The organism is Streptococcus zalophi (assembly GCF_016481285.1).
Classification (GTDB): domain Bacteria; phylum Bacillota; class Bacilli; order Lactobacillales; family Streptococcaceae; genus Streptococcus; species Streptococcus zalophi.
Genome location: NZ_JAENBP010000002.1, coordinates 1 through 20503, shown reverse-complemented (window position 1 = coordinate 20503; position 20503 = coordinate 1). Strand labels below are relative to the sequence as shown.

General features: G+C 32.2%; 20 protein-coding genes. 2 read left to right on the top strand and 18 right to left on the bottom strand.

From position 1 onward, the window contains the following. Positions 1–11: 11 nt before the first annotated feature. Genes JHK64_RS01650 through cpsA form a run of 12 tightly spaced genes read right to left on the bottom strand, consistent with a single transcriptional unit; the run spans position 12 to position 13110 of the window. Positions 12–1262 (bottom strand): O-antigen polymerase, encoded by a 1251-nt coding sequence (locus JHK64_RS01650; protein WP_199567266.1) that lies wholly within the window; start codon positions 1260–1262, stop codon positions 12–14. Beyond that, positions 1259–2419 (bottom strand): glycosyltransferase family 4 protein, encoded by a 1161-nt coding sequence (locus JHK64_RS01645; RefSeq protein ID WP_199567265.1) that lies wholly within the window; start codon positions 2417–2419, stop codon positions 1259–1261. The genes JHK64_RS01650 and JHK64_RS01645 overlap by 4 nt, the downstream gene beginning before the upstream one ends. A gap of 11 nt (positions 2420–2430) precedes the next feature. Further along, on the bottom strand, positions 2431–3600 hold the full coding sequence (locus JHK64_RS01640) for a glycosyltransferase (protein WP_199567264.1): 1170 nt from the start codon (positions 3598–3600) through the stop codon (positions 2431–2433). Next, complete coding sequence (locus tag JHK64_RS01635; RefSeq protein WP_199567263.1) at positions 3600–4808, bottom strand: ATP-grasp domain-containing protein; 1209 nt, start codon at positions 4806–4808, stop codon at positions 3600–3602. Before JHK64_RS01635 ends, JHK64_RS01640 begins: the two co-directional genes overlap by 1 nt. Beyond that, complete coding sequence (locus tag JHK64_RS01630) at positions 4809–5417, bottom strand: sugar transferase (RefSeq protein WP_199567262.1); 609 nt, start codon at positions 5415–5417, stop codon at positions 4809–4811. 8 nt (positions 5418–5425) lie between these two features. After that, positions 5426–6433, bottom strand: coding sequence for an NAD-dependent epimerase/dehydratase family protein (locus JHK64_RS01625; protein WP_199567261.1), 1008 nt, complete (start codon positions 6431–6433; stop codon positions 5426–5428). Positions 6434–6451: 18 nt separating this feature from the next. Further along, positions 6452–7657 (bottom strand): DegT/DnrJ/EryC1/StrS family aminotransferase, encoded by a 1206-nt coding sequence (locus JHK64_RS01620; protein ID WP_199567260.1) that lies wholly within the window; start codon positions 7655–7657, stop codon positions 6452–6454. Positions 7658–7660: 3 nt separating this feature from the next. Continuing rightward, complete coding sequence (locus JHK64_RS01615) at positions 7661–9457, bottom strand: polysaccharide biosynthesis protein (RefSeq protein ID WP_199567259.1); 1797 nt, start codon at positions 9455–9457, stop codon at positions 7661–7663. An 18-nt stretch (positions 9458–9475) separates the two neighbouring features. Continuing rightward, positions 9476–10198: a tyrosine-protein kinase gene (locus tag JHK64_RS01610; RefSeq protein WP_199567258.1), complete on the bottom strand. Its 723-nt coding sequence runs from the start codon at positions 10196–10198 to the stop codon at positions 9476–9478. A gap of 9 nt (positions 10199–10207) precedes the next feature. Then, entirely contained in the window at positions 10208–10900 is a 693-nt protein-coding gene (locus JHK64_RS01605) for a Wzz/FepE/Etk N-terminal domain-containing protein (RefSeq protein WP_199567257.1), read from the bottom strand. Between the two features lie 8 nt (positions 10901–10908). Next, entirely contained in the window at positions 10909–11640 is a 732-nt protein-coding gene (gene cps4B / locus JHK64_RS01600) for a capsular polysaccharide biosynthesis protein Cps4B (RefSeq protein WP_199567256.1), read from the bottom strand. After that, a complete protein-coding gene (gene cpsA, locus JHK64_RS01595) occupies positions 11641–13110 on the bottom strand; it encodes an LCP family glycopolymer transferase CpsA (RefSeq protein ID WP_199567255.1) in 1470 nt (489 codons plus the stop codon). It lies immediately after the preceding gene. 139 nt (positions 13111–13249) lie between these two features. On the opposite strand from cpsA, the gene JHK64_RS01590 reads away from it, so the two are divergent. Beyond that, positions 13250–14155 (top strand): LysR family transcriptional regulator, encoded by a 906-nt coding sequence (locus JHK64_RS01590; RefSeq protein ID WP_199567254.1) that lies wholly within the window; start codon positions 13250–13252, stop codon positions 14153–14155. A gap of 28 nt (positions 14156–14183) precedes the next feature. Here JHK64_RS01590 and JHK64_RS01585 read toward each other — a convergent pair whose 3' ends face one another. The 5 genes from JHK64_RS01585 to rpiA are packed head-to-tail and all read right to left on the bottom strand — an operon-like array spanning position 14184 to position 18430. Then, on the bottom strand, positions 14184–14954 hold the full coding sequence (locus JHK64_RS01585; RefSeq protein WP_199567253.1) for a LytR family transcriptional regulator: 771 nt from the start codon (positions 14952–14954) through the stop codon (positions 14184–14186). A 1-nt stretch (position 14955) separates the two neighbouring features. Further along, positions 14956–15666 carry a purine-nucleoside phosphorylase gene (gene deoD, locus JHK64_RS01580; RefSeq protein WP_199567252.1) on the bottom strand — a complete coding sequence of 237 codons (711 nt, stop codon included), beginning with the start codon at positions 15664–15666 and terminating at the stop codon, positions 14956–14958. A gap of 9 nt (positions 15667–15675) precedes the next feature. Further along, entirely contained in the window at positions 15676–16482 is an 807-nt protein-coding gene (locus JHK64_RS01575) for a purine-nucleoside phosphorylase (protein ID WP_199567251.1), read from the bottom strand. A 45-nt stretch (positions 16483–16527) separates the two neighbouring features. Then, positions 16528–17739, bottom strand: a complete 1212-nt coding sequence (locus tag JHK64_RS01570) for a phosphopentomutase (protein ID WP_199567250.1) — start codon at positions 17737–17739, stop codon at positions 16528–16530. Between the two features lie 10 nt (positions 17740–17749). Beyond that, positions 17750–18430 carry a ribose-5-phosphate isomerase RpiA gene (rpiA, locus tag JHK64_RS01565; protein WP_199567249.1) on the bottom strand — a complete coding sequence of 227 codons (681 nt, stop codon included), beginning with the start codon at positions 18428–18430 and terminating at the stop codon, positions 17750–17752. 221 nt (positions 18431–18651) lie between these two features. Here rpiA and mnmE point away from each other — a divergent pair, with 221 nt between their 5' ends. Then, on the top strand, positions 18652–20025 hold the full coding sequence (gene mnmE, locus JHK64_RS01560; protein WP_199567248.1) for a tRNA uridine-5-carboxymethylaminomethyl(34) synthesis GTPase MnmE: 1374 nt from the start codon (positions 18652–18654) through the stop codon (positions 20023–20025). Positions 20026–20204: 179 nt separating this feature from the next. Here mnmE and JHK64_RS01555 read toward each other — a convergent pair. Then, positions 20205–20503, bottom strand: a 299-nt coding sequence (locus JHK64_RS01555) for an LPXTG cell wall anchor domain-containing protein (protein ID WP_199567247.1), incomplete at its 5' end; no start/stop codon positions are given.

Sequence of the window (20503 nt, the reverse complement as noted above, 5' to 3'; positions counted from 1 at the left end):
ACTAAATATTATTACTTTATTACAATTTTTAAGCTAATAATTTTCTTCAAAACAAGAGTAGTAATAATAGTAATTAGTACGGGTACCAATTTGCCTGTTGAAAATCCAAAAGAATAAATAATATAAAAATAAATAGATATAGAAAAAGAGTCAAAGTAATCTTGCATATATTTATAGCTTAAAATATAGATATAACCCAGAACAAAACCTCCAACAATAATTCCTAAAATACCAAAGTTAGCATATAAATAGGACGGAGTAGAAAATGGAACAGAACCAGTTCTTGAAGGAAGCATATTAGAATTTGTATTTATACTAACATTATAACCTCTAATATAATTAACCAGATATAACCCATCATCAATTGGTGGTTTATCAATTTTCCCAGGTATAACAGATGGAATAATATTTAAATACCCTCTACCATATAATTTGGGTTCTTCTGAAAATTTTTCATAAACAAACATATCTCTTCCATCATAACTTAAATTTCTTACAATATCAAAAATTCTAGAGGTCTCAATAGTACCTGAATTTTGGACTCTTTTTTGAGATGCTGAAAAAGATAAAAAAACTATTAGTAAGCCAACCATTAAAACTCGTGGATTAACAGCATCATAAATTTTGAATTTCCTTACTTTAAAATGATATATAAATAATAAAATCAAAAATAAAATTAATGCAGGAGTTCTATTTGTATAAACCAAAAAAGAAAATACGTAAAATGAAACCATTAAAACTAAAATAACTAAGTAATTTAACTTTTTATAATGTAAATATTTATCTGTTAATGCTAAAATAGCAATCACCATAAATTTATAAAAAATATTATAAATTCCGAAACCATGTGATTGTAATTGATAAGCCAATTGAGGATTACTCATTATATTTGAAACTCCACCAAGCTTATTAAAAACTATTATTTTTGCTAAAAAACCAATAAAATAAAAAATAAAAATACTTGACATTGGAATGTCTTTATAAACTTTTTTATTATTAATTTTTTTCCCCATAAATAAATAAATAGCAACTAAGGTAGATATTATAAAAATAATCTCATAAATAAGTAATTTAAATGTTAAAGGTTCAGTAAAAAGAATTGAAGACTCTTCTTCAAGTAAAAATAAACCGGGAACATATCTTATAAATTCTAATATTAAAAATAGTTTACTTGGAGATAATAAATCATCGTCAAAGTAAAAAGAAAATAAAAACATCAAAAGAATGAAAAAAGCAAGAATAGTAGCATAAATTTGAATCATATTATATCTCCATTAATAATCTTTAGAAACATTTTTCTGTGACTATCAACTGCTTCATCTTCATTCATTTTTTTCGTAAAATAATTCTCAGTCTCTTCAACTACTTTTTGATAGCTTATGTCATCCAAAGATGCTAATTTATCAAGAGTCTCAGAAAACATATTTGGGTAATCTAAATTAATAGAATAACCAGCTATGTTATTAACATCATCCCAAGGAGTTGTTCCTTGACTAATAATCACTGGTAATGAATTAGCTAAAGATTCTGCAATGACATGTCCATAATTTTCATTGATCGTCGGAAACAACAGGTAATGATAATCTTGTAACACACGAGACATCGAATCTCTCTCAATAATTCCCTTATAGGTTATTTTTATATTTTCAGGTGATTCCTTTATTAGTTTCAGACATTCTTCCCAATATTCTTTTGATTCAATTGGACCATAAATATCAAAACTAATAGTCTTTTTACAATTGTTTACTGCTTTTATAGCGTAATGTAAATTTTTCACATGATGAATTCTTGAGAAAAAAACAATTTTCAATTCATCAATTTTTTTTGTCCGATTAATTATTCTTTCTTGCCTTTGAATAGAAATATTTGGTGAAAAGAATAAATGAGAAGACTTTGGTTTAAAAAATTGTTTAATACCATTTACTTCATCACTGCTTGTTGCATGAAAGTAAGCATTATTAAACATTCTTAAAAGGTTTACAAGTCGTAAATAAGTAACTTTTTTTATTTTTTTAATAGCTACTCTGTCAGCACTAACTTCACCTCTTGGAGAAAACAAGATGGGGATGTTTAATTTTCTACCATTAATTAATGAGACGATTTTATTATTTGGAGTTAAAACTCCTGAAAACCAAACAAGACTAGGTTTTAAAGTTTCTAACATTCTCCTATTTTCTTTAATTGAAAAATCCAAATCATTATTCTTAACGTACATTACCTTGGCTTTTCCAACACTGATCCACTGTGAAACTGGGACATCAAAAGGCTTGTTATCATTAAAATCATGATTATAAGCTATAATGTAAAAATCAAACTCTTCACTAAGAGAGTTTACGGTATTTTCTATACTTGTAATTGGCCCTCCAGAATTTTTAGAAGGGTAATAGTATCCATTAAAAATTAGTATCTTGGGTTTCATTTTATTCCTAACTATTTTGTCGCATTAATATGTTTCAATAATTTAGTAAATTTGCTGTGAACGACCTTTTCATCAAAATTTTCCAAATAGACCAATCGAGATTGTTGCGCCATTTTCTCTAAATTATCAGTTGTCATTTCTGATATTTTTTGAGACACTTTTTTAATATTATCATTATTAATATTAAAGCCACAACTATACTTCTCTATCATCGCTTGACTATCATAAGGCAAATTATTAATAACTGGTATCCCCCAATGAAAATATTCTAAAGATTTCATTGTAGCACCAACAACAACATTATCCTTCATGATATTTAAAGCGAAATGACTCCCTTTGATAATCTTTTGCTTTTGAAAATCATCATAGACAATGCCATGATTTATTAAAGTGATATTATTAAGCTGTGCTTTTTCAATTAATTCAGATTCTCGTTCTCCTCCTCCTATTAGATGGAGCTCAACTCTTCTATATTTATTCAGCTGTTTTAAAAATGAAACAATAATGTCAATATCAACAATATTATTTAATGCACCAATGTAAATCACTTTAACTATTTTTTTGAATTCAGTAGAGTCAAAAGTCCAATAATTAGTTTTGGTGAAAAAATCTTCTTTACTTAAATAAATGACTTGACTTTGAGAAGGTAGCAAATATTTTTTTAATCTTTCTTCAAATAATTGACACTCAAAAATAACAATGTCCGAGTTATTTAAATTTTTATTTCTAATATTTCCCCAGAAATGTAAAATTGGTAACAATATTTTTTTCTTTGAAGAAGATATTGGAAGAGTCTCTGGCCACATGTCACCAACCTCAGAAATCAATTGAACTTGAGGATTCTTTTTTTTATATTTAGTCGCGAAAAAATATAGACTATTGGGTGGGCCACTACAGTATATAAGATCAGGCTTTAATCTTTGTAATTCATCATAAACACTTTTAGCAAGCATCACATGTGACATAATTCTTTTAATCGATATATTTTTAGAATATCGTAAAGTTTTTAATAAAGTAGTGTTCTTACGATTGACTGAATAGGCCTCTTTTTTTCTGTGATCAAAATCAGAAGTTAATATTGTTGAATCATAATTGAATTCCTTTAGATAATTGACCACATACTTAATTCTAACGTTATAACTATAGCTATCAAATGGTGTTATTATAACAGCTTTTTTCATTACTCTTCCTCACAGTACACATTAACTGTCTTGATGGCCTTGTTTGCAACATCTAATGCTAATGTTGCAGTTTTCCCAGAAGATAGAACATAACCCAATCTATCAGTGCTATTTTGAATATCTTTTAAAACACTACCAATTTCTTTAACAAAAACAATATCTTCAACACCATCAATTTTTAAAGCTTCTTCAATATTTGAAATTTTTTGAAGCTTTCCGTGATATCCGACAAAGTATTTTATTGCTGCCCCTTTAGACCATTTTTGTTCAATAAAAACAGACTCTCCTAAAGACATTTTAATGCAATTTTCAACTAAATCGATTCCTGTTGACATAGGAACAAGGTGCGTTGAGATGTTATCTCCTCCAAGCCTAGCCCCAATCTCAACTATCTTAGGACCTTGTTTTGTTACAATAATTTCAGTATGTGAGGGACCATTTTCAATACCAAGCGCTTTATTGGCTTTAATAGCGACCTCTTTAATTTGTTCAACTACATTTTGATTTAAACAAGTCGGCTGACTATGTCCAATTTCAACAAAATTTGGATAGCCTGTTGTTATTTTGTCTGTAATTTGAATGACAAAAATTTGACCATCAATGGCAAAAGTTTCAACACTAACTTCAGGACCTTCCATAAATTCTTCAACTAATAAAATTCCTGATCTTGAAAATTCTTTACTATATTGAAAAGATTCAACAAGTTTATCTTTATTATCTATGTCTAAATATTGTATTCCTCTACTTCCAGAATTATCTGATGGTTTTAAAATGACTTTGTGACCAAGATCTGAAATATAGCTAACCGCATCAATAAATTCAGAAAAACTATTTACTTTTTTAAATTGTGGAATTGGTACTTGATTGTCAAATAGTACTTCTCTCATCTTATTTTTATCTGTTGCGTTTATGGCTGTATTTTCACTTGGTCCAATAAGATTTAATTTTTGACACACATATGAAACTGTTCTAATAGGAAGATCACTTGCCAATGTCATAATACCGTCAATTTGATGTTTTATTGCTGCAGCTAAAACTTTTTCTTTATCAATCGTACTAATATATTCCCTATAGATACCTTCTTGTTTAAAACCTACTGCATTTTCATCCATATCTACAACAACTACTTTTAGCCCTAATTGCTTGGCTTTTAAAATTGCTGGAAGCTGTAAAATACTTCCTCCTAAAATCATAATGGTCTTTGACATTTATTCTTTCCTATCTTTTGATACTTCTCCTCGGTAGACATCTTTATGACTAAGAACAGATTTTATAGTCCATACGATTATCTTGCAATCAAAAACAAATGACATATTATTAACATAGTAAATATCATTCTTTAATTTTTCTTTTGTTCCGACTGCATTTCTATTTATTGCTTGGTTATATCCGGTAATACCAGGTCTAACAGTTAGGATAATTTTTTCCTCATCTGTGTATTGATTTAAATAACTAGCTGAATCAGGACGGGGACCAACAAAGGACATGTCTCCCTTTAAAACATTTAAGATTTGAGGTAACTCGTCAATACTCGTTTTTCTAGCAAATTTCCCAAATTTTGTAACTCTGGGATCACTTTCAGAATTAAAAGTAGAACCGTCTTCAGTTCTAATATCTGGTGCGTCAACAATCATTGTTCTTAATTTATACATTCTAAATGGTTTACCGCGCAAACCTGATCTACTTGCCATATAAAAAACAGGACCTTTATCTTCTAGTTTTATAAAAATAGCAGATATTAAGACAATGATTAACGTTGGAATCAATAATATTAGTGCAATAAAAAAATCAATAACTTGCTTTATTATTATGTACATACATCACCTCAGTAGTTAAACAATTCTTTATGTTTTTCATTATCCAGATCTTTTTTATAGTCAAGCATCATATCCTTGAACTTCGAGTATTTTGGAACAAAATTAAAGTCATTCTTAGCCTTTTCCATAGAAAAAAGATAAGATGATGTGTTATTTGTAACATTTGAATTATATAAAATATTAGATGTTTTTTGATGATTTTTTGAAAAAACATCTATGATAGTTTGAACCTGATCAACTAATGTAACTGGAGTTCCCGAGGTCATGTTATACAAACCCGCTGCATGATCATTATTATAAGCGCAATAAAAAGCGTGAGCGACATCTTTAACATAAACTACATCTCTAGTTAATTGTGGATTACCATAGATAGTAATATCTTCACCAGATGACGCTTTTTCAATAAATATTTGAAGACCAGATTTTACTTTTTTTCCATTTACAAATAATGATCCATGTGGGCCAACACCATAAACCGGTGGTAATCTAAACCAAGCATTTCTCATACCATGTTGTTGATTATAATATTCCATAACATCACACGCAGCATTCTTTGAAAACACATAGACAGCATGATCACCAGAATAATTATAGTCTCTAGGCACAGATTCTGTTAAAGGATATTCTGACGTCCATGAGTTTTGGACATCTGCGTATGACGTTGTTGATAATAATTTTTTGATATTATTTTTACGACAAAATTCTAGAACATTTATTGTACCTATCGTATTAACTTCAAAATAATCTTTAGCATTTTCATCGTTTTCTAAATCAGCTGTAGCATTAGCAGGAAGCAATGCACTTAAAAGTATAACTGCTTCAACATCTTGTGTAGGTAAATTATCAAAATCTTCGGGTTTAGTAATATCTAAATTATAATAATCGACACCTAATGATTCATAATAACTTCTAAATTTATTATTTCGTCCAGTAACAGCAATTTTTTTACCTTGCTTTAAAAATTCATCAACGGTATAAACACCAATAAAACTTGTACCTCCAATTAGAATAATCATAATTTTTCCTACTTTCTTTTAAATAGTTGAAACAATAGTTTTTAATGTATCAATAATATAGAAAACTTCTTCATCAGTTAATTTGGTATGCAATGGTAACGTTATTTCATTTACAAAATAATTAAAAGCTTTAGGAAAATCGGCAATATTAAATCCCATATTTTTATAGGCGGTTAACATTGGTAAGGGGATATAATGTACATTGCAAGAAATACCCTTTTCAGCCAGTTTTCTGATAACTTCATTTCTTGACTCTAAATCTAACCCTTCTATATGAGTGATATATAAATGCATAGAAGATGTGTAATTTTTTCCAATATGAGAAAGAGGTTTGATTCGTGTTCCTTCAAAACCTTTATTATACATCTCAACAATCTGTCGTCTACGCTGTAGTAACTCAGGGTATCTGTCTAGTTGTGCCAATCCGATTGCAGCCATGATATCTGTCATATTGCATTTATAACCTGGAACAACAATATCATATTCCCATGATCCAGATTTTGATTTTGATAACGCATCTTTTGTCTGCCCATGAAGCGATAAAATTTGAAATTCTTTATATAGTTGTTCATCATCTATAAAAGGTTGGCTTTTCCAAGTAACACTACCACCTTCAGCAGTTGTTAAATTCTTTACTGCATGAAAAGAAAAAGAAGAAAAATCTGCTATTGAACCTGACATTCTTTCTTTATATGAACTACCTAATGAGTGAGCACTATCGGACAAAATCACAATTCTGTTAAGTAATCTTTGATATTTGCCATTTGGCTCAAATAAAGCCAATTTATTCTCTATAATTTGATAAATTCTATCATAGTCACAAGGAATTCCAGCTAAATCAACTGGAATAATGGCTTTAGTTTTTTCAGAAATTAAACTTGCCATTAAATCATAATTCATTTCAAAAGTATTATCTTGAATGTCTACCATAACTGGAGTAGCTCCAACATGCTCAATAACACTACATGATGCAGTATAAGTCATTGCTGGTACAATAACTTCATCTCCTTCACCAATATTTAATAGTCTAAGAACAAGTTCTAAACCTGCCGTTGCTGAATTCAAACATACTGTTTTATTTGTTTTTGTAAATTGTGATAATTTATTTTCAAATTCCTTTGTTCTTGGACCTGTTGTTATCCAACCTGATTTTAAAACTTCTTCTACGGCTTTTATCTCTTTATCAGAAATATCAGGTGGTGAAAATGGGATATTAAATGTCATTTTTTACTCCTGTTTTGCAAATTCAATTAAACTTTCCTTAAGATTTTTTTCATTTTTTAGTAATAAGCCATCAATAAATTCTGTCACCTCATGGATATCTTTATTTGTCACTTTTCCGACAAATATTTTTTCATAGATTTGCTCGGTAACACGCTCTTCTTCAGATAGTAACTCTTCATAGAGTTTTTCACCAGGACGTATGCCTGATTCAACAATTTCAATTTCGCCTTCGTTGTAACCACTTAGCTTAATTACTTTTTTAGCTAATTCTAGTATTTGAACAGGCTCTCCCATATCTAATACAAAAATTTCACCACCTTTAGCTAGATAACCAGCTTGAATAACAAGACGGCTAGCTTCAGGAATAGTCATAAAATAACGCGTCATACGAAAATCAGTAACAGTGACTGGACCACCATTTTTAATTTGTTCTTTAAACAAAGGTACAACGCTTCCACGACTACCAAGAACATTTCCAAAACGAACGGCAGCAAATTGTGTACCTTGATTATCATTTAGACCAGTGACAATCATTTCTGCAATTCGTTTCGTAGCTCCCATAACATTTGGAGGATTGACAGCTTTATCAGTAGAAATCATAACAAATTTTTCAACGCGTGCTGCTTTAGCAGCCTCAGCAACATTTTTTGTACCAAAGATGTTGTTTTTAACAGCTTCTTTTGGATTATACTCCATCATAGGAACATGCTTATGAGCAGCAGCATGATAAACAATATCTGGTTTATACTCTTGCATTAATTGAAACATTAATTGCCTATCTTGAATATCTGCAATCAAAGGTTTTATCTCAGTGTACTTTGAATACTTACCGGAGATTTCACGATTAATTTGGTAAATAGAGTTTTCTCCATGACCCAATAATAAGAGACGTTTAGGATGAAATTGTGAAACTTGTCGACAAATTTCAGAACCTATGGAACCACCTGCTCCAGTTACCAAAATTGTTTTATCAGAAAAGTAGTTACCCAATTGAGTTTGATCTAAAAAAACTTCCTTTCGACCTAATAAATCGGACACATCAATTTCTTTAAGTGTGCTAACAGAAACATTTCCAAGAATAATTTCTTCAACACTTGGCATACTATTTACAATAATACCTAATTCATTACAGATATCGACAATTTTTTCCCTTTCTGTTCCGGACAAACTAGGAATAGCAATGGTGACTTGTTCTATCTCCAATTCTCTTACTAATCTTGGTATATCAGAACGGTTTCCCAAAACTTTTTTACCATGTACATAGGTATTTAGTTTATTAGGATCTCCATCAACAATTCCGACAATTTCAATATCTGAAGATTTTTGTAGAACTGTACTAATAAATAAACTACCACCAGACCCTGCTCCAACTACTAACGTTCTGAGTGGTTTTTGATATTTGTTTCCAATACGAACTTTTTTGGTATGAATTATCCTCCAGACAAGTCTAGGTATGATAATTGAAATCAAAGAAAAAATGAAAGATAAAAAGATAAATCGAAGACTAAATTGTTTGAAAAATAAAAATGATAAAATTAAAAGTAGAGTATGTGCCACTATTAAAGCAATACTAATATTGGCTATAGCTCTATAATCTGTATATCTAGTCAGTATTGAATAGATTTTCAGATAAAAACCCATAAGAAAATAGGTACTGGATAAAATAATTAAGGAAAACAGAAAATAACCTTGCGTAATGTCTGCTATCACTTCTAAAAAATGAAGTACTGTCAACAATGAACAGAATATCATCAAAAAATCTACAACAATTAAAATAATTTTTTTTGTTGAACGTTTCATGATATCACCCTCATATTTCTAGCTTCTTCTAAGCAAAGATTTCTTTCCTGTTTTTTTAGATTGATTTCCATATTCACCATAAGCACCATAAGCACCATATTGTTCTAACGTTGAATCAACTTTATTTAAGATAATACCAAGAAATTGTGCACCACTTTGCTCCATCTGTTCTTTCGCTTTTTGCACAAAACGTTTCTTAACAGATCCTGCCTCTGTAACAATAATACTAGCATCACATTTCTGAGCAATGATAGCCGCATCAATAACCAACCCAATAGGTGGAGAGTCAATAATAACATAGTCATAAACTGAACGAGACAATTCTACTAATTGTGAAAAATTTTTATTTTGTAATAAACTTGTTGGATTTGGTGGTACTTGACCAGCTGGAACAACCATCAAGTTTTCAACATTAGTATCAGAAATAATCTCTGAGAGTTCGCAACGTCCAGATAAAAAACTTGTCAATCCTTGTACCTTTGCGTTTGCTTTGAAGGTTCCTGACATAACAGAGTTTCTTGTATCGGCATCGATTAAAAGAGTTTTGTATCCTGATCTAGCCATAGATATGGCTAGATTAACTGAAGTAGTACTTTTTCCTTCATTGGGTTGAACTGATGTGATAACAATAGTTTTAATATCTGTTCCACTAAATTGAATATTCGTTCGAATAGAATTATAGTATTCTTCGGTTTTCTTAACTAACAATGCTTTTTGTCTAACTAATTCTAACTGTGCCATTTTTAACTCCTATTTCAATTTGTCAACTGAAGGAATAACACCAAGTAGTGTCATACCAAGAACTTCCTCAATATCTTCTGGTCGTTTCACACGATCATCTAATAGTTCAATAACCAATACAATTAGAGTGGTAATGAAAGCACCTATTAAAAATGCTAAAAGGGTATTCCGTCTAATTTGTGGGGAAGATGGGCTTGAAGATGGTTTAGCGGTTTCTAAAACAGTCACATCTTCTACTTTGGTTATTTCTTTAATCTTTTGAGCCGCAACCTCTCGAACAGCATTAGCTAAATCGCTAGCTTCTTGAGGATTTTCATCACTGGCTGAAATAGAAATAATACGAGTATTAGTTGGAATATTAATGGCAATTTTTTTGGAGAGAGTTCCCTCAGAGTAGTTTAATCCTTCTTTTTCAACAACATCTGAAAGGACACTATTAGATACAATAATCTCACGATAATCTTTTACCAGATAATCTCCAGCTTGCAAATCTTGCGTTGTAATACTGGCATCTGAATTTTGATTAACAACATAGATACGAGTTGTTGATGTATAAGTTGGTTTGATTAAAAAGATATTAATAACAAGCATAATCGTTGCTAATAAAGAAGAAACTAATAAAATTAAAAATTTCTTATTCCAAATTTTCCTTAATAAAAATAATATATCAATTTCAATCTGACCGTTATCTTTCTTTTCCATTTTTCCTCCTAAATATAATGGTTTTCTAATAATGTACCTGGATTTTTGTTAAAAAGTTCTTCTGCTTTTTCTTTGCCAAACTCCTTTTTAATATGAGCATATGCCTGCTTCATATAGGGAGGTCTAACGTCTGTATTATGCATATCACTAGCAACACAGTGGACCAAGTCTTTTTCTAAGAAAAATTTCGCCCTTTTTTTGTAGATTTTGTACTTGTCAGCAAATAGTTTTGGTTTTAAAACATTAGAACTATTGATTTGAGTATAGCAACCCATATTAATGATTTCTAATACTCTTTTTTCATCAAATTCAAGAGCGTTATAACGTTCTATATGTGCTACTAGTGGTGTAATACCCAACATAAGAACATTAGAGAGTGCTGAGTGAATATCCTTCCAAGGTGTGCCAGAACTAAATTCTATTAGTGCAAACCTTGAATTATTCATAGTGGGCATGGTTTTGTTTTCTAATCCTTTTTGAACATCAGCAGAATAATATAATTCGCCACCATAATAAAGCTCAAGATCAGGATGAATCTCCTTCATTTTTTCCTTAACGATTTGAAAATTTTTCGAAATTTTTTCCTCAGGTGTTTCAAACATTCCTTTTCGTCTGTGAGATGTTGACACAACTTTTCTAACGCCTTGAGCATAAGCCATTTTCAATAAGGATATACTATCTTCCAAAGTGGGTGGACCATCATCAACATCAAAGATGATATGTGAGTGAACATCAATCATTTAGTTACCCTCCATCGTCTCTTTGATTGCCAATTTGGCATTTTCTAAACTATTTTCATCAAGTGATAGCATGTATAAACTTGCTGAAGGCATCGCATAAGAAGGTAATTCTCCAGTGGATCCTGTCCCGTCAACTGACTGAGATAAAACAGAATACCTTCCACCTGTACTGAGCTGATCATTGGCCAATCCCATCATGGTTTCGAGTGGCATATCGGTTTGAATCGAATCACCGATACCATTAATGATATTAGTATAGTTTGTGATAGCATTGATAGAGGTTAATTTATCAATAATAGCAGCAATGACTTTTGTTTGGTTTCTACCACGATCTTTATCACCGTTTTCTAGCGAATAACGTTCCCTAACAAATGCAAATGCTGTTTCTGAAGTCATTTGAATTTTTCCAACTGGAAAATCATAACCACCAACAGTACTGGTAAATGCTTGATCGTTTTCTACTTCAATTCCTCCAAGAAGATCAATTAACTTCAAGAACGATGTGAAATTTATTTTAGCATAATAGTCAATCTTGATATCGTAAAGATTTTCCAGCGTATGAATTGATGCTTCGACACCGTAAATACCCGCATGAGTTAATTTATCATATTGATTGTTACCACCATCAGGAATTTGAACGTAGGCATCTCTAGGTGTTGTTGTTAGTAAAACCTTATTTGTTTTACGATTTACTGTCAAAATGATATTAACATCAGAACGTGACACTGAAGAAATGGAACCATAAGTATCAATACCACTGATATAGATATTAAAAGAATCAGTGTTTGTTACATGAAGATCAGGTTTCTCAATTTGTTTTACAACCTTGTAGGTAAAGATAGTTTTAAGGTTGTCAGAAAAATTAGGGTGTTTAATCTCTAACAAACTACTATAAGCATTACTCATAACCATTGCTGGCTCTTCCCCAGCTATAAGAGATTCATAGGCAGCTTCATAGGATTCGATTGTCTCAACAGTAAGTGTTTGATTTTTCTCAGTTTTAATATTATCTATTAAAGCTTCAATATTACTTCTATCACTATTCAGTGGTGCCAAAACATTATCTAATTGACTAATATCCGTAATTTCACTATCTTTAGGAACAACCACACTCATCTCAATTTCAGAGTAGCTTGCTGTTTCATTTAATTTATTAGAAACATCAATGGTAGATTTCGTAAAATAAAGACCACTACCAGCCCCAACACTCAAGAATATTAGCAATATAAGGGTAAAGATTTTTGCCTTTTTTTTAACAATTAAAAAGAGACTAATTAAAAAAAATAAAATTAGGCTCACAGCTATTAAAACATTAATATATCTGACGTTTAAAAAATTATATTTAAAGATGTTAAAAAGAAATAAGCCACTTAATAAAGAATAAATGACTAATAATGCAATATTTATACCTCTGAAAAAATCAAAAGAATTTGAAGATTTTTGTTTAGTTCTTCTAGAACTATAAGACATTTTTTTCACCTCAATAACACGGAATTTTCTCCACCATTGTATCATAATTTCAGCTTTTTTGCAATTTTATTTCATATGTTAAATTTTTACAAAAGTGTAATATTCGCTTATCTTTTTTATTTTGTGATAAAATAGAGTTATGAGAATACAACAACTACACTACATTATAAAAATTGTTGAAACAGGTAGTATGAATGAAGCTGCAAAACAGCTCTACATCACCCAACCTAGTTTGTCAAATGCCGTTAGAGATTTAGAAAAAGAAATGGGCATTACCATCTTTTTTAGACATTCAAAAGGTATTCGCCTTACAAAAGATGGCGTCGAATTTCTCTCTTATGCTAGACAGGTTGTCGAACAGACTTCCCTACTTGAAGAACGCTACAAATCACCTAATAATAACCGAGAGCTTTTTAGTGTGTCTTCCCAGCATTATGCTTTTGTTGTCAACGCTTTTGTGTCGTTATTAAAGAAAACGGACATGACGCGTTACGAATTATTTCTAAGGGAAACGAGAACCTGGGAGATTATTGATGATGTTAAAAATTTTCGTAGTGAGATAGGTGTCTTGTTTTTAAACAAGTACAATCAGGATGTCTTGACTAAACTGTTTGAAGATAATCATTTGACTGCGACAAGCCTCTTTAAAACACAGCCTCATGTCTTTATCAGTAAATCTCATCCTCTGGCTAAAAAAACAATGTTAAGTTTGAAAGATTTAGAAGATTCTCCGTATTTTAGCTATGATCAAGGTCTCCACAATTCCTTTTACTTTTCTGAAGAGATTATGTCACAACTAACACATAAAAAATCTATTGTCGTTAGTGATCGTGCCACTCTCTTTAATCTCTTAATTGGCCTTGATGGCTATACTATTGCTACCGGTGTTTTAAATAGCAACCTAAACGGGGATAACATTATCTCCATTCCTTTGGATGTTGAAGATGAGATAAACGTTGTCTATATTACCCATCAAAAAGCATTGCTGTCAAAAATGGGAGAACGGTTCATCGATTACCTCATTGAAGAAGTCAAATTTGAATAAACAAAAAAGCAGTGAGTCCACTGCTTTTTTATGTTAACCACTTCTTTTTAATAAAATGATTCATCTGATCAAAATAAAATTCTTTTCTGTTGTATTCTAAACCAGTGAATTCTGCTAAATCAATAATTTTTTCAAGAAAGAGTTTCGAAGAAAATCCCGTAGTTTGGTGTAATTCTTTTTCATCAAAAGCTCTTATCAAGTGCGATAAGGGATTTCTAACCGATTTTTCAAACTGTCTTAGCAGTTTTACCGTTTCTTTGATTTCATCAGGCGCATTAGACACTAAAATCATGTCAACTAAACTTCTTGATGTAACACGGGAATCTCTCCGTCTAGAGATGAACGATTGAATGGTTTGATTATTTGACGTTTTCATCTTTTCAAACCGCCAAGTATCATAACGATCCGACCTCGAATTTTCAACATAATCAAATAAATCAGGAACTTCTTTCAGCAAAACTCTAATAAACAAACGGTAAAGAATAGGGCTAACACTTCTGACAAAATCAATGATACGACCATTTTTGATTTTAGCTTCTAAATCTAAAATATAATTAAGAATTGTCTCTTCAGTCTTTGAATGACTCACTAAATTAAGACCATAGTTTTGTTTAATAGATTGATTTTTATCATGATGCCTGTAGAGAAAATCAATATTTAATTCTCTACGTTCTTTAAGCATTTCTAAAATATAAAGACAGTCTGTATCAATGCCATCAATAAGACTTGCCATCTTAAAGGCATTTTGATAATCATAAACGTCTAATAAGAAATAGAGGCCTTTTTCAGATTTATTCATATTATTCACTTATCAAGGTTTCAAGTCCCACAGTCATCATATCAGTAAAGGTTGTTTGACGCTCTTGTGCTGTTGTGTCTTCTTCTGGATTTGTCAGATTATCAGAAATCGTCATAATACCAAGAGCTTCCACTTGATGTTTAGCAGCAAGATAATAAAGAGCAGCCGCTTCCATTTCAACTGCTTTGATACCCATGCTTCCAAGTTTAATGATTTTATCAAAAAAATCAGAATAGAATAAATCAGCTGATAAAACACTGCCAACGTGAGTAGTCATGCCAAGTTCTTTAGCAATATGATAAGCCTTGTCTAACAATTTAAAGCTAGCAATTTGTGGAAAATCAAACTCTGGCCAATCATTTCTAATGATGGCTGATGTTGTCGCTGCTGCCTGTGCTAAAACCAGTTCGCGAACATGAACATCTTTAGATGTTGAGCCTGCTGTACCCACACGAATCAATCGTTTGACACCATATTCAGTAATTAATTCATGGGCATATATAGAAATAGAAGGCATCCCCATTCCTGTTCCCATCACACTGACACGATGTCCTTTGTAGGTTCCTGTATAACCTAACATTCCTCTTACTTCGTTAAAAAGAACTGGATTTTCCAAAAAGTTTTCGGCAATAAATTTAGCACGTAAAGGATCACCCGGTAAGAGAATTTTATCGGCGATTTCGCCTGGTTTTGCTGAAATATGAATTGACATGTTTTCTCCTTATAATTCAACTAGTATTGATTTGATCAGATTTTTAAACTGATCTTTAATTCTTGTAGTAACTTCTACCACTTCATCATGATTTAGTTCTGATTGGAAACCTGCTGCATAATTAGTGATGGCAGAAATACCTAAAACTTTTAATCCTGAGTGCGTAGCAACAATAACTTCAGGTACAGTGGACATACCAACGGCATGAGCACCCATCAGTTTGTAAGCTCTAATTTCAGCCGGAGTCTCGTAAGTTGGACCTGCTACACCAAGATAAACACCATTTTCAAGCGTCATACCAAGATTTTTGGCAACTTTGTGAGCAACCTCGCGATAAGCCTTAGTATAAGCATCTGACATATCTGGAAAACGTGGTCCAAATTCTTCTAAATTAGGACCAATCAAAGGATTTTCACCGGTCATGTTAATATGATCTGTGATAGTCATTAATGTTCCTGGACCATAACCAATACCTCCTGCAGCATTGGTCACAATAACACCTTGACAACCAAGAGCCTTCATAATTCTGACAGGAAAAGTCACTGTTTCAAGTGGATTTCCCTCATAAAAATGGAAACGTCCTTGTAAGGCTAAAACATAACGCCCAGATAGTTTACCGTATACCAGCTTTCCAGCATGACCAACCACAGTTGATTCTCCCCAGTTAGGGATTTCAGAATAATCAACGACAATCGCCTCATCGATGTCATCTGCTAAATCACCAAGACCTGAGCCTAAAATTAAACCAAATTCTGGTTTTGTCATGCCTTTTTCTTCTAAAAAGGCTGTTGTTTCTTTAATTTTATCTAATAACATTTCTTCTCCTTTGTTATTGTTAACGAGAACGTTTCTTGTCACTCACTAGTTTAACTCACTTAAAAAGCTTTCGCCTATCATTCCTTTTGAAACGCCAAAGTTTTCAGCAATAGTCGCAGAAATATCAGCAAAATGTCCAACAGGAATGACACCACCACCTTTAAAGCTCTTACTAAACATCAAAAGTGGAATATATTCACGTGTATGATCTGTTCCAACAAAGGTTGGATCATTACCGTGGTCGGCACTAATCATCAACAAGTCATTTTCTTTCATGTTGTCGATAATTTCAGGCAAGCGACCATCAAATAACTCTAAACAATCACGGTAACCTTCTGGATTACGACGATGACCATACTGGGCATCAAAATCAACGAGGTTGGTAAATGATAAACCAGTTTTAAACTCTTCAAGGTTAAGTGTTTTGATAAGCGTGTCAACACCGTGTGAATCTGATTGGTTGTGTCCCATATCATTAGAAATTCCTGAGCCATTAAAGATATCATTGATTTTGCCAATAGCGTAGGTAGGCACACCAGCTTCGTATAGATGGTTTAAAACCGTGTCTGAAAACGGTGATGTGGCATAATCATGACGATTTGCTGTTCTTGTGAAGTTACCAGGCTCACCAACGTAAGGTCTTGCAATGATACGACCCAAAAGTGATGGACGCTCTAAAGTGATAGAACGAGCAAATTCACAAATTCTATACAATTCATCAATCGGAATAATGTCTTCGTGGGCTGCAATTTGAAGAACTGGGTCAGCAGATGTGTAGACAATTAGCTCACCTGTTTTCATTTGACGCTCACCAAAATCAGCAATCACTTGTGTTCCAGAATAAGGTTTGTTAGCTTCTCTGATAATCTTGCGACCAGAAAATTCTTCAATTTTTTCAAGTATTTCTTCTGGAAAACCATCTGGAAAAACATCGAAAGGTTCTGTGATTTTAAGTCCCATGATTTCCCAATGACCAGTTAAAGTATCTTTCCCAAGAGACACTTCTTCTAACTTAGTCACATAACCACTTGGACTATCTTCTTTTGGAACAGTTTTAAGTGGTGTTTCTCTTGGAATATTTCCAAGACCAATTTTTTGCATATTTGGAACATCTAACCCAACTTGCTCAGAAATATGTCCTATAGTATCAGACGTGGTATCTGGCGTATCAACGTTGAAAAATTGGTCAGCATCAGGCGCTGAACCAATACCTACTGAGTCTAAAACGATTAAATGTATGCGATCATATTTTGCCATTTGTTTCTCCTTATTTCTTTTTTTCAATGATGGAAACACCTTTTGATGATCCCACAATAACAGTATCAACCATATCGTTAAAGAGACCATGCTCAACAACACCTACGGTTTCATCCAATAATTTTCCTAATTTTTCAGGCTCATGAATGACATCAATATGTAAGTCAATAATATGATGTTTCATATCAGTCACTAATAGTTCGCCATTTTCGTCATAGCGATAGGTTGGTTTGAAACCAGCTTTTTCAAATTGACGAAAGAGTTGTTTAATCCCGTAAGGAATAACCTCAACAGGTACTTTAAATGATCCTAGTTTTTCTGATAATTTGGATTCATCAACAATCCAAATATAATGCTTGGTGTAACTAGCAACAATTTTTTCCATTAAAAGTGCAGCGCCACCACCTTTAATACCATTTAAGTCATCATCAACTTCATCTGCACCATCAACAGTGACATCAACATGAGTCACATCATCAATTGATTTTAAAGGAATACCAAGTGCTTTGGCTTGATCTGCAGTCCGGTGGGATGTTGTCACCGCAACAATATCAAGACCTTCTTCTTTTACTCGACGACCAAGTGCTTCCACAAAAAAAGCTGCCGTTGAACCTGTCCCAAGACCAACAATCATTCCATCTGTTACAAATTCAGCAGCTTTAATACCAACTAATTGTTTTAAATTTTCCATTATAACTCCTAGATAGTTTTATCAAATAATATTATACCATATTTCATACGTTTTTCGCATAAAGGGTTTTATCACTCCAAAAGAGTGGGTTTTTCTTTTTTATGTGAGTTGTTAGAATAACAATCTCTTTTTTTAAGTTTTTTCCTTAACGTGATATAATGTTAACTAAGGACTTTTGTCCAATAAGTTTTCTTAAAACGAATGAAAAGATTGAGGTTTTTATGATTACAAAAGAATTTGATACCATTGCCGCTATTTCAACCCCTCTAGGAGAGGGGGCTATTGGTATCGTACGCCTTTCAGGAACAGATGCCATCTCGATTGCTAGTCGTATTTTTAAGGGCAAAGATTTGAGTATGGTCAACTCTCACACCTTAAATTATGGTCATATTATTGACCCTGATAACAATGAGATTCTTGATGAGGTGATGGTTGGTGTCATGAAAGCACCAAAAACCTTTACCAGAGAAGACGTGATTGAAATCAACACTCACGGTGGTATTGCTGTCACCAATGAAATTTTACAACTGGTTTTACGTCAGGGTGCTCGTATGGCAGAACCCGGTGAATTTACTAAACGTGCCTTTTTAAATGGCCGGGTTGACTTAACTCAGGCGGAAGCTGTAATGGATCTTATTCGCGCTAAAACGGATAAGGCCATGTCTATAGCCGTTAATCAATTAGACGGGTCTTTGTCTACTTTAATCAACAATACCAGACGAGAAATCCTAAACACACTCGCTCAAGTAGAAGTTAATATCGACTACCCAGAATATGATGATGTTGAAGAGATGACTACAGCACTTATTAAGGAAAAAACACAAGCGTTTGAACGTTTGTTGAGTAATCTACTGAAAACAGCAAAGCGGGGTAAAATTTTGAGAGAAGGATTATCAACGGCAATTATCGGTCGACCAAACGTTGGCAAATCAAGTCTTCTTAATACGCTCCTCAAAGAAGATAAAGCGATTGTCACTGATATAGAAGGAACCACGCGAGATGTTATCGAAGAATATATCAATATTAATGGCGTACCACTTAAACTCATTGACACTGCTGGTATTCGTGAAACTGATGATGTCGTTGAAAAAATTGGTGTTGAGCGTTCTAAGAAAGCTCTTGAAGAAGCTGATTTGGTACTTCTAGTCTTAAATAGTTCAGAAAAACTCACCAAGCAAGATGAGGAATTGCTTGCAATCAGTCAAAACAGTAATCGTATTATTCTACTTAACAAAACTGATTTGCCTCAAGTAATTGAGGAAGACAAACTGCCAGAAGATTGTATTAAAATATCTGTTTTAGAACATACCAATATTGATAAAATCGAAGAAAAAATCAATGCTATTTTCTTTGATAATGCTGGCATTGTTGAAAAAGATGCAACTTATCTCTCCAATTCTCGCCATATATCCCTTATTGAAAAGGCTATTGAGAGTTTAAAATCTGTTAACGAAGGACTTGAACTACAAATGCCTGTTGATTTACTTCAAATTGACTTGACAAAAACTTGGGAAATTCTTGGTGAAATTACTGGCGATGCGGCACCAGATGAACTGATAACACAGCTCTTTAGTAATTTCTGTTTAGGCAAATAATTTGTTATCAGTTAAATCAAATGTTTATATCCAAAAATATCCTTCTAAGTTTCAAAAAATAACATCTGTAATAATGACAAAAACACCCTAAGAATAAGGATGACTTTCCTTAACTCTCAGGGTGTTTTCTGGTACAATGACTAATTCTAATTACCTTTTACAATTAAGATGATGAAATATTATTCTTCTTTTTTATTTCTTTTAGAAGTTATCAACAATATCATACCTAACAGTATTGATAATAACGCTTGAGGTAAGAATACTTTATCTGATTCACCTGTGTTTGGTAACATTTTCTTATAATGAACGTTCTCCTTAACACTTTCATTAACTTTCGGTGAAGCTGGAATTTTTTTGTAGATATGGATTGTATTACCTTTAGCATCTACTTTCGTTTCAACTAGTTCATAATTTGGAATATTACCATTCTCATCAGGTGTTAAGGCATTCCCTTCTGTATCAATGTAAATGGTATAAT